Consider the following 10,630-nt stretch of genomic DNA (forward strand, 5'->3'; position numbering starts at 1 on the left):
TTTGGACCCGCCCCCCTTTGGGTCTCACTTTATCCGACTTAAGTTGCCCCTATGCTCAAACGCTTTGCCTGGCTGGCACTCTTCGCTTGCGCCCCGCTGTTCGCGGCCCCGCATCTTGATGATCAACGTTTGCAGCAATTGGCCAACGACCCGTTCTGGTTGTCCCTGGGCCACTACGAAGCCGGCAAGATCAGCGGCTGGCGCAGCTATGTCAGCGACAAGAAATTCTTCCTCGCCCCCGATGGCGCCCACCACCCGGACGCGGAACTCAAGGCCACCGTCGAAGCGCTGTACCTGCCGGCCAGCCTCGGTGAGAAACACGCCCAATGCGTTTACCCCGCACGTACCCGCTGGCTCAAGGATCAGTTGCACCTGACCGACCTGCCCGCCGTGGACTGCAAAGAATTCAAGCAATGGTTCAAGGACGTCGCGCCCCACAGCGCGGTCATGATCTTCCCGGCGGCGTACCTCAACAGCCCGTCGTCGATGTTCGGCCACACCCTGCTGCGCATCGACCAGGCGGACGTGCAAAGCAACAACACCGCCCTGCTCAGCTACGCGATCAACTTCGGCGCCTACATCGAAGGCTCGGACAACAGCATCCTCTACGCCTGGAAAGGCCTGATGGGCGGCTACCCCGGCCTGTTCGCCCTGGTGCCCTACCAGGAAAAACTCTCCGAGTACCGTAGCCTGGAGAACCGTGACCTGTGGGAATACCGTCTGAACCTGACCCAGGTCGAGACCGAGCGCATGGTCGAACATGTGTGGGAACTCAAGCAGATCCAGTTCGACTACTTCTTCTTCGACGAAAACTGCTCCTATCGCCTGCTGGAACTGTTGCAAGTGGCGCGCCCTGGCCTGCGCCTGACCGAGCAATTCCCGCTCACGGCCATCCCCACCGACACGGTCAAGGCGGTAAAAGACGCGGGCCTGGTCGAGAAAATCGACTATCGCCCCTCACGTGAGCGTGAGCTGCTGGAGCGCGCCAAACCGCTGGACAGCGAGGAGCAGCAATGGGTATTGAAGGTCAGCGACGACCAGAAACAATTGCAGGAGCCCGCCTTCAAAGCCCTGCCCCGTGACCGACAAGCCCTGATCATCGACGCCGCCTATCGCCTCGGCCGCTACCGCGCCAACGGCCTGGAACGCGACACCGAACGCTCCCAGCGCAGCTTCGAACTGCTGCGGGCGATCAACCAGAACCCCGCGCCCGACCTGAAAATCGTCCCGCCTGGCTTGCCGGAAAACGGCCATGAATCGCGCACCTGGCAAGCCGGTATCGGCACCCGTGGCGACAAGGCGTTCGGTGAATACGGCCTGCGCATGGCCTACCATGACCTCAATGACAACGCCGAGGGCTTCCCTCTTGGCGCGCAGATCGAGATCCTGCAGATGAAACTGCGCCAGTACGAAGGCAATCACTGGCAACTGCAGCAACTGGACCTGGCGACCATTCGCTCGCTGACCCCGCGCAATGCCTTGCTGCAGCCGTGGTCATGGCAAGTCACCGGCGGCCTGGAACGCGTCCCCGGCAAGCACGACGACGAAACCCTGGTCGCCCACGTCAACGGCGGCGCCGGCGGCACCTGGCAACTGAGCGACGACATGCTCGGCTTCGCCCTCGGCACCGTGCGCGTGGAACACAACAACGACTTCAGCGAAGCCATCTCCCCGGCAGCCGGTTTCAACACCGGCGTACTGTGGAAAAACCCGCTGGGCAACCTGAGCCTGGAAGCCAAGGGCGATTTCTTCACCAACGGTGAAGTGCGCCGCAGCCTCAGCCTCAACCAGCAGTGGGAACTGTCTCGTAACCTAGGCCTGCGCCTGAGCGCCCAGCGCGAGTACAGCCACCTGTCGACACCGGTCAATGAAGTGATGCTCGAAGTGAAGTGGTATCACTACTGAACAGAAGCTGGCGATGATCAAAATGTGGCAGCCGGGCTTGCCCGCGATAGCGGTGTATCAGCAACGGCCAGGCTGTCTGACACACCGTCATCGCCGGCACGTTTTGGATTCGCCCACGTCTTTCTCACTTCCCTTTCACACCTCCCCGACAAATCCCCTTCTAGACTCTCCCTATCAGCCGTGAAACGGCCAGGGAGTACGCCATGTGGCGGTATGCGCTAATGCTGTGTGCGGTGGTGGGGCTGGCGGGTTGCCAATCCACTCACCAGGAGTTGTTGGCCAAGGGTTATCCACCGGCGTTCGCCGACGGTTTTGATGATGGCTGCAGCAGTGGTCGCCAGGCCGCCGGGGTGATCACCGGGGAGTTTCGCAAGAATGTGCCGCGCTACTTGAAAGACCGCCAATACGCCGAAGGCTGGGAGGATGGTTTTCGTCAGTGCAAGGCCATGCGAGAGAACGAAGAGTTGCGCGACTACAAGGACAATCACTGGGATGACCGCGAACGTGCGTGGCAGCAGGAGAAAGACAAAGACGCAGCCAGGGCGTATCGCTCGCAATAGGTCTGCGTCGACCTTACCGGCGGATACGCAGAGCGTGGGAACGATCGTGCGGCGAACATGGCCCAAACTCCATAGGAGGAGCATGTCATGAGCCGAGCTTTCGTAAACGAAGATAACGCTGCCGCCCAGGCCGACCAGCCGGTGGAGCGCCAGGTCAGCGAGCAACCCAATCGCCTCACCGCGCAAGGGTTGGCGCAGTTACAGGCCAAAGTCGCGCAGTTGCAGCACGAATACAGCCTCGAATCTGCCAAAGACGATAAGCAGCGCCAGGCGGATCTCGAGCGCGATCTGCGCTACTTCAATCAGCGCGTGCAGAGCGCCCAAGTGGTGCCACCGGCCAAGTCTACCGACAAGGTGCAGATCGGCAATTGGGTCACCTTTGCCAACGAGCAGGACGAGCAGCAGCGCATCCAATTAGTCGGTGAAGACCAGGCCGACGCCACCGCCAACCTGATCAACTGGGGCTCGCCGCTGGGCCGCGCGTTACTCGGTGCCCAGGTCGGCGACGAAGTGCTGTGGAAGCGCCCCGTCGGTGACCAGTTGATCGAAGTGCTGGTGATCGAACCCGAGGCCTAGACGATGCCTTGCGCGAGCATCGCATCGGCGACTTTGACGAAGCCCGCGATGTTCGCGCCCTTCACATAGTTGATCCGACCGTTTTCCTCGCCGTAATGCACGCAGGCATGGTGGATCGACTGCATGATGTTGTGCAGCTCGCTGTCCACTTCACCGGCAGTCCACAGCAGGCGCATGGCGTTCTGCGACATTTCCAGGCCGCTGACGGCTACGCCGCCGGCATTGGACGCCTTGCCCGGCGCGAACAGAATGCCCGCCTCGATAAAGATATCCACCGCCGCCAACGTGGTCGGCATGTTGGCGCCTTCGGCCACGCAGATGCAGCCGTTGCGCAGCAGGGTGCGGGCCGCTTCGGCGTCGAGTTCGTTCTGCGTGGCGCAGGGCAGCGCGATATCGCAGGCCAGCTCCCAGGGGGTCTTGCCTTTGCGGAACTCCAGGCCAAAACGCTCGGCCAGCTCGCTGATACGGCCGCGCTGTACGTTTTTCAGTTCGAGCAGAGCCGACCATTGCTCTTCGGTCAAACCGCTTTCGGCGTACAAGGTGCCTTCGGAATCGGACAGGGAAACTACCTTGCCGCCCAGGTCCATCACCTTGCGCGCCGCGTATTGCGCCACGTTGCCGGAGCCGGAAACGGCCACGCGCTTGCCTTCGACCCGCTGGCCATTGCGCTTGAGCATTTCCTCAGCGAAGTACACACAGCCGAACCCGGTGGCTTCCGGGCGGATCAGGCTGCCGCCGTAGGTCATGCCCTTGCCGGTCAGCACCGAGGTGAACTGGTTGCTCAGGCGCTTGTACTGGCCAAACAGGAAACCGATTTCACGGGCGCCCACGCCAATATCGCCGGCCGGCACGTCCACGTCGGCGCCGATATGGCGGTACAGCTCGCTCATGAAGGCCTGGCAAAAGCGCATGACTTCGGCGTCGCTCTTGCCCTTGGGATCGAAATCCGAACCGCCCTTGCCGCCGCCCATGGGCAAGGAGGTCAGGGAATTCTTGAAGGTCTGCTCGAAGGCGAGGAATTTGAGTACGCCCAGGTTCACCGACGGGTGGAAGCGCAGGCCGCCCTTGTAGGGGCCGATGGCGCTGTTCATCTGGATGCGAAACCCGCGATTGACCTGGACCTTGCCATGATCATCCACCCACGAGACCCGGAAGGTAATCGCGCGCTCCGGCTCGCAGATGCGCTCCAGGATGCCCGAGGTCAGGTAGTGGGGGTTGGCTTCAAGAAACGGCCACAAGCTGCGTAGGACTTCTTCTACCGCCTGGTGGAATTCCGGCTGGTCGGGGTCGCGTTTCTTGAGGCGCGAAAGGAAAGATTCGACAGATTCGATCATGGAGAAGTCTCGGCAAATTGATTGTTTTTAAGGGAGATTGAGCCGGACATTAGCAATTCATGCTGCACCTGAAAAGCGCAAGATGTCGCTTTTGTGAATTTAAATGGTGCATTTGATATAAATAAATCGGCTTTTTTGCACCATGAGAGGGATTTCAACCTGAAGCATGCACCAGCCTTTAAACCGCTATCGCAGGCAAGCCAGCTCCCACATTTGACATGTGTTCCCACTTTGGAATGCGGTCGAATGTGGGAGCGGGCTTGCTCGCGAATGAATTCAACTCGGTCTGCCTGAGCAACACGCAAAAAAAACGGAGCCCGAAGGCTCCGTTTTTTTAAACCAACCCGAATCAGGCCAGTTTCTTGTGACGCACACGGTGCGGCTGGGCAGCAGCATCGCCCAAACGCTTTTTACGGTCGGCTTCGTACTCGGTGTAGTTACCTTCGAAGAACACCGCTTGGGAGTCGTCTTCGTACGCCAGGATGTGAGTCGCGACGCGGTCAAGGAACCACCGATCGTGAGAGATCACAATGGCGGCGCCCGGGAAGTCCAGCAGGGCTTCTTCCAGGGAACGCAGGGTTTCAACGTCGAGGTCGTTGGACGGTTCGTCGAGCAGCAGGACGTTGCCGCCCTCTTTCAGGGTCAGGGCCAGGTGCAAGCGACCACGCTCACCACCGGACAGGTCCTTGACGAACTTCTGCTGGTCGCCGCCCTTGAAGTTGAAACGACCGACGTAGGTACGCGACGGGATTTCATAGTTGCCGATGCGGATCTGGTCGGAACCGTCGGAAATCTGCTGGAACACCGTCTTGCTGCCGTCGAGGTCGTCGCGGCTCTGGTCAACGCAGGCCAGCTGCACGGTTTCACCGATCTCGATGCTGCCGGAGTCCGGGGTTTCCTTGCCCATCAGCATGCGGAACAGCGTGGATTTACCCGCACCGTTACCACCGATAACGCCGACGATCGCGCCTTTTGGCATCGAGAACGACAGGTTGTCGATCAGCACGCGGTCGCCATAGCCTTTGGAAACGTTCTTGAACTCGATGACCTTGTCACCCAGGCGCGGACCGGCCGGGATGTAGATCTCGTTGGTTTCGCTGCGCTTCTGGAATTCCTGCGATTGCATTTCTTCGAAGCGTTGCAGACGTGCCTTGGATTTGGACTGGCGGGCCTTGGCGCCTTTGCGCACCCACTCCAGTTCTTCCTTCATGGCTTTTTCGTGGGCCGATTGCTGCTTGGATTCGGCCGCCAGACGGTCGGACTTGGCTTCCAGCCAACCGGAGTAGTTGCCCTCGTAAGGGATACCGGCGCCACGGTCGAGCTCGAGGATCCAGCCGGCGACGTTGTCCAGAAAGTACCGGTCGTGCGTGATCGCAACCACGGTGCCCGGGAAATCGTGAAGGAAGTGTTCCAGCCAGGCGACGGAATCGGCGTCCAGGTGGTTGGTCGGTTCGTCGAGCAGCAGCATGTCGGGAGCCGACAGCAGCAGGCGGCACAGGGCCACACGGCGCTTCTCACCACCGGACAGGTGTTCGACCTTGGCGTCCCACGCCGGCAGGCGCAGCGCATCGGCGGCGACTTCCAGCTGGCGTTCCAGGTTGTGACCGTCGCCGGCCTGCAGGATCGCTTCGAGCTTGGCCTGTTCGGCGGCGAGCTTGTCGAAGTCGGCATCCGGTTCGGCGTAGGCGGCGTAGACCTCGTCCAGGCGCGCCTGGGCGTCCTTGATCACGCTGACGGCCTCTTCGACCACTTCACGCACGGTCTTCGCCGGGTCCAGCTGCGGCTCCTGCGGCAGGTAGCCGATGTTCAGTTCGGGCATCGGGCGAGCTTCGCCTTCGAACTCGGTGTCGACGCCGGCCATGATTTTCAACAGCGTGGACTTACCCGAACCGTTGAGGCCGAGCACGCCGATCTTGGCGCCGGGGAAGAAGGATAGCGAAATGTTTTTCAGGATTTCCCGCTTCGGCGGAACAACTTTTCCCAGCCGATGCATGGTGAAGACGTATTGAGCCATGGTGAACCTAGCGTCAGTGACTGATGAATTGAGCGGGCGAAGCCCGTGCCAGGCCATGCGCCGCGCGGGCCGTTGACGGTAATCAATGCCTGCGTGCGGAAAAAGCCTGAATGTCTGGGGCTGGAACGCCCCCGCGTAACCGGCAAAGCTACCTGAATGCGCTGGGCCAGTCCAGCCAGGCGGGGCTGGCACTTTGCCACAAGTCAAGGCATGCTAGCCGCCCTCCGGGCGTCCGGCTTATAGTGCACGTCGCGCGCCAGTCCAGCCAAACCGCAGGATCACAGCTTGTCCAAAGTCACGCCGCCCACTCCCCTGCGCGCCGCTCATATAGCGCCGGGAGCGCCCCTGCACGGCACCCTCAAAGGCGCGTTGGCGACGCTTGTCCTCATGTTGCTCGCATTATTGTTCTGGCAACTGCTGGACCAGTTGCAGCAGAACCAGAAGAACCAGCAGCAATACACCATCGACTACAGCGCCGACCTGGCTGAGCAGATCAGCCTGAATATGGGCCTGAGCGCAAAAATCGCCCTGAACCTGCTGCCGATGGTCGAGCCACCGCGTGACAGCGAACAGCAGCAGGCGTTGATGCGCACCCTGCAACGTTCACTGCCGGAACTGCGCAGCATCGCCCTGCTCGCCCCCAGCGGCGCGATGATCAGCGACAGCGCCAATGACAGCCAGGACGGCCCCTGGCTAGAAGAACTGGTGCAGCGCAGCCACGCGCAGTCCTACTACCTGAGCAACAACAACGACGGCGCCATCATCTATCTATTGCTGCACCAGCCCAGCGGCGGTTCCAGGATGTACTGGGTGCTGCGCCTGGCACCCAATTACCTGACCAGCCTCACCCGCCAGGACGGCCAGGGCCAGCGCCCCATGTGGGCCATCGAAAACCGCATCAACCACCGTGTCATCAGTCGCGACAGCGGCATGCCGGCCCAGTGGGCCAGCGCCCTCACCCCCGACGAGTTGAATAAAAGCGTGCTGGTCACGCCCCTGAGCAAAAGCGACTGGCAATTGCGCGGGCTGTTCGACCGCACCGCCGTGCTGGAACAACTGCTGCCGGCGTTCATCGGCAAATGCCTGCTGGGCCTGGCGTTTTCCCTGATCCCGGTGATCGTGCTGCTGAACATGCGCCGCCGCCAGCGCCAGGTGCATGAGGGCCGGCGGCGCTACCAGGATATTTTCGAAGGCACCGGCGTGGCCTTGTGCGTGCTTGACCTGTCGGGCCTGAATGCCTGCTTCGACCGGGCACAGCTGCAGACCCGCGAACAGCTCAAGGCCTGGCTGCAGGACAACCCGCTCGAACGCCAGCAACTGCTCAAGGAACTGCGCATCACCGAGGTCAACCAGGTCGCGGTGCGCCTGTTGAATGTCGGCTCCTGCGAAGAAGCCTGGGAGCGGCTGGTCGATGATTGCCCGCGCAACGCCACCTCCATCGGCTACCAGATACTCGAGGCCGTGCTCACCCAACAGCACCAGCTGGAGCTGGAAATCCAGCTCAAGGACGTGGCCGGCAACGAGCAATACCTGTGGCTGGTGATGCGCCTGCCCGAGCAACAGGATGATTTCAAGGCAGTGATCCTAAGCATAAGCGATATCACCAGCCGCAAGCTGATCGAATTGTCGCTGGTGGAGCGTGAAAGCTTTTGGTCGGACGTGGTGCGCACCGTGCCCGACCACCTGTATGTGCAGGATGTGATCAGCCAGCGCATGATTTTCAGCAACCACCACCTGGGCCACACCCTCGGCTATAACAAGGCCGAACTGCAGCAAATGGGCGAGTACTTCTGGGAAATCCTGCTGCACCCCGAGGACGCCGAGCATTACCACGACTTGCGCCAGCAACAACGCGAGATCGGCTACACCACCCAACTGCAATGCCAGCTGCGCTTTCGCCATCGCAATAACCAGTGGCGACGCTTTGATATCCGCGAGCAGGCCCTGGCCCGGGACAAGACCGCGCTGGTCACGCGCATCATCGGCGTGGCCAAGGACATCACCGACCAGATCGAAGCCAGCGAATCCCTGCGCGACAGCGAACAGCGCTACCGCATGCTGGCCGAAAGCATCAGCGACGTAATCTGCTCCACCGACAGCCAGTTGGCCCTCAACTACATCAGCCCGTCGGTCAATGCCGTGCTCGGTTACGACGTGGAATGGGTGTTCAAGAACGGCTGGCAATCGATCATCGCCAACCCGCAGCAATTGACCGGCATCTACAGCCTGGTGGAACAGGTCAGCCGCGCGCTGGGCGATCCCGAAGCGCTGAACCGCCTGCGTGATGAAATACAGACCCAGCTGTTCCTGTTCGACTGCCTGCGCGCCGACGGTCGCAAAGTGCCGATCGAACTTCGCCTGGTGCTGGTATGGGACGAGCACGGCGCCTTCGAGGGCATCCTCGGCGTGGGCCGCGATATCAGCCAGCAACGCCGCGCCGAAAAAGACCTGCGCATGGCGGCCACGGTATTCGAGCACTCCACCTCGGCGATCCTGATCACCGACCCGGCCGGCTATATCGTGCAGGCCAACGAGGCGTTCAGCCGGGTCAGCGGCTACGCGGTGACGGATGTCCTCGATCAATTGCCGAACATGCTTACCGTCGACGAACAACAGGAAGCCCACCTGCGCTACGTGCTCAAGCAACTGCACCAGCACAGCACCTGGGAAGGCGAAGTCTGGCTCAAGCGCCGCAACGGCGAGCATTACCCGGCCTGGGTCGGCATCACGGCGGTGTTCGACGACGAAGGCGACCTGGCCAGCTACGTGTGCTTCTTCAGTGACATCAGCGAGCGCAAGGCCAGCGAACAGCGTATCCACCGCCTGGCGTACTACGACGCCCTGACCCACCTGCCCAACCGCACGCTGTTCCAGGACCGCCTGCACACTGCGCTGCAGTCGGCCGAGCGGCAGAAGTCGTGGGTGGTGCTGATGTTCCTCGACCTCGACCGCTTCAAACCGATCAACGACTCCCTGGGCCACGCCGCCGGCGACCGCATGCTCAAGGAAATGGCGACCCGCCTGCTCGGCTGCGTGGCCGAAGACGACACCGTGGCACGCATGGGCGGCGATGAGTTCACCTTGCTCCTGCAACCACGGGTCAACCGCGAAATGGCGCTGAACCGCGCGATCCACGTGGCCGAGCAGATCCTCGCCAGCCTGGTCAAGCCGTTCGTGCTGGAAGGCCGCGAGTTCTTCGTGACCGCGAGTATCGGCATCGCCTTGAGCCCGCAGGACGGCAACGAACTGAGCCAACTGATGAAGAACGCCGACACGGCGATGTATCACGCCAAGGAACGCGGTAAAAACAACTTCCAGTTCTACCAGGCCGACATGAACGCCAGCGCCCTGGAGCGCCTGGAGCTGGAAAGCGATCTGCGCCATGCGCTGGACCAGAACGAATTCGTGCTCTATTACCAGCCGCAGTTCAGCGGCGACGGCAAGCGCCTGACCGGCGCCGAGGCCCTGCTGCGCTGGCGCCATCCGCGTCGCGGGCTGGTGCCACCGGGCGACTTCATCCCGGTGCTGGAGGAATTGGGCCTGGTGGTCGACGTGGGCGACTGGGTGATCAGCGAGGCGTGCCGCCAGCTCAAGACCTGGCACCAGAACAAGGTCCGCGTGCCGAAAGTCTCGGTGAACATCTCCGCGCGGCAGTTCTCCGACGGCCAACTGGGCACGCGCATCGCCACCATCCTCAAGGACACCGGCCTGCCGCCGGCGTGCCTGGAGCTGGAACTGACCGAAAGTATCCTGATGCGCGAAGTCAACGAAGCCATGCACATCCTCGACAGCCTGAAAAACCTCGGCCTGAGCATTGCGGTAGACGACTTCGGTACTGGCTATTCGTCGCTCAACTACCTCAAGCAATTTCCCATCGACGTGTTGAAAATCGACCGTACCTTCGTCGATGGCCTGCCGTCCGGCGAGCAGGACGCACAGATCGCCCGGGCGATTATTGCCATGGCCCACAGCCTGAACCTGGCAGTGATCGCCGAAGGCGTGGAAACCCATGAACAACTGGATTTCCTGCGTGAGCACGGCTGTGACGAGGTGCAGGGCTACCTGTTCGGGCGGCCGATGCCGGCGAATCGGTTCGAGGCGCAATTCAGCAATGATGCGCTGTTCATGTTCGACTGAAACCCTCAGGTGATGCGGATGGCCTCTTCGCGAGCAAGCCCGCTCCCACATTCGACCGTATTCCACCTGAAGGAACCCGATTGAATGTGGGAGCGGGCTTGCTC

6 protein-coding genes are annotated in these 10,630 nt (G+C 61.5%); 4 read left to right on the forward strand and 2 right to left on the reverse strand.

Annotated elements, in window-relative coordinates; genetic code table 11:
• Positions 1–51: 51 nt before the first annotated feature.
• The 3 genes from QMX97_RS05445 (at position 52) to QMX97_RS05455 (ending at position 3,041) form a co-directional block, all read left to right on the forward strand.
• Entirely contained in the window at positions 52–1,905 is a 1,854-nt protein-coding gene (locus QMX97_RS05445) for a DUF4105 domain-containing protein (protein WP_282396343.1), read from the forward strand.
• 203 nt (positions 1,906–2,108) lie between these two features.
• On the forward strand, positions 2,109–2,465 hold the full coding sequence (locus QMX97_RS05450) for a hypothetical protein (RefSeq protein WP_282396344.1): 357 nt from the start codon (positions 2,109–2,111) through the stop codon (positions 2,463–2,465).
• An 87-nt stretch (positions 2,466–2,552) separates the two neighbouring features.
• Positions 2,553–3,041, forward strand: a complete 489-nt coding sequence (locus tag QMX97_RS05455; RefSeq protein ID WP_065910209.1) for a GreA/GreB family elongation factor — start codon at positions 2,553–2,555, stop codon at positions 3,039–3,041.
• Here QMX97_RS05455 and gdhA read toward each other — a convergent pair.
• Together gdhA and ettA are read right to left on the reverse strand one after the other, a co-directional pair.
• A complete protein-coding gene (gene gdhA / locus QMX97_RS05460; protein ID WP_282396345.1) occupies positions 3,038–4,375 on the reverse strand; it encodes an NADP-specific glutamate dehydrogenase in 1,338 nt (445 codons plus the stop codon). The two genes, QMX97_RS05455 and gdhA, sit on opposite strands and share 4 nt — an antisense overlap.
• A 349-nt stretch (positions 4,376–4,724) precedes the next feature.
• Positions 4,725–6,389 carry an energy-dependent translational throttle protein EttA gene (gene ettA / locus QMX97_RS05465; protein ID WP_025859215.1) on the reverse strand — a complete coding sequence of 555 codons (1,665 nt, stop codon included), beginning with the start codon at positions 6,387–6,389 and terminating at the stop codon, positions 4,725–4,727.
• 285 nt (positions 6,390–6,674) lie between these two features.
• Here ettA and QMX97_RS05470 point away from each other — a divergent pair, with 285 nt between their 5' ends.
• Entirely contained in the window at positions 6,675–10,526 is a 3,852-nt protein-coding gene (locus tag QMX97_RS05470) for a bifunctional diguanylate cyclase/phosphodiesterase (RefSeq protein ID WP_065910205.1), read from the forward strand.
• The last annotated feature ends 104 nt before the right edge of the window (positions 10,527–10,630 follow it).

The organism is Pseudomonas sp. PS01298, assembly GCF_029959745.1.
GTDB lineage: Bacteria > Pseudomonadota > Gammaproteobacteria > Pseudomonadales > Pseudomonadaceae > Aquipseudomonas > Aquipseudomonas aylmerensis.

Excerpts from the sequence above, each read along its gene's own strand:
- QMX97_RS05445 (WP_282396343.1), top strand. The coding sequence starts at position 52 with ATGCTCAAACGCTTTGCCTGGCTGGCACTCTTCGCTTGCGCCCCGCTG.
- QMX97_RS05450 (WP_282396344.1), top strand. The coding sequence starts at position 2,109 with ATGTGGCGGTATGCGCTAATGCTGTGTGCGGTGGTGGGGCTGGCGGGT.
- QMX97_RS05455 (WP_065910209.1), top strand. The coding sequence starts at position 2,553 with ATGAGCCGAGCTTTCGTAAACGAAGATAACGCTGCCGCCCAGGCCGAC.
- gdhA (WP_282396345.1), bottom strand. The coding sequence starts at position 4,375 with ATGATCGAATCTGTCGAATCTTTCCTTTCGCGCCTCAAGAAACGCGAC.
- ettA (WP_025859215.1), bottom strand. The coding sequence starts at position 6,389 with ATGGCTCAATACGTCTTCACCATGCATCGGCTGGGAAAAGTTGTTCCG.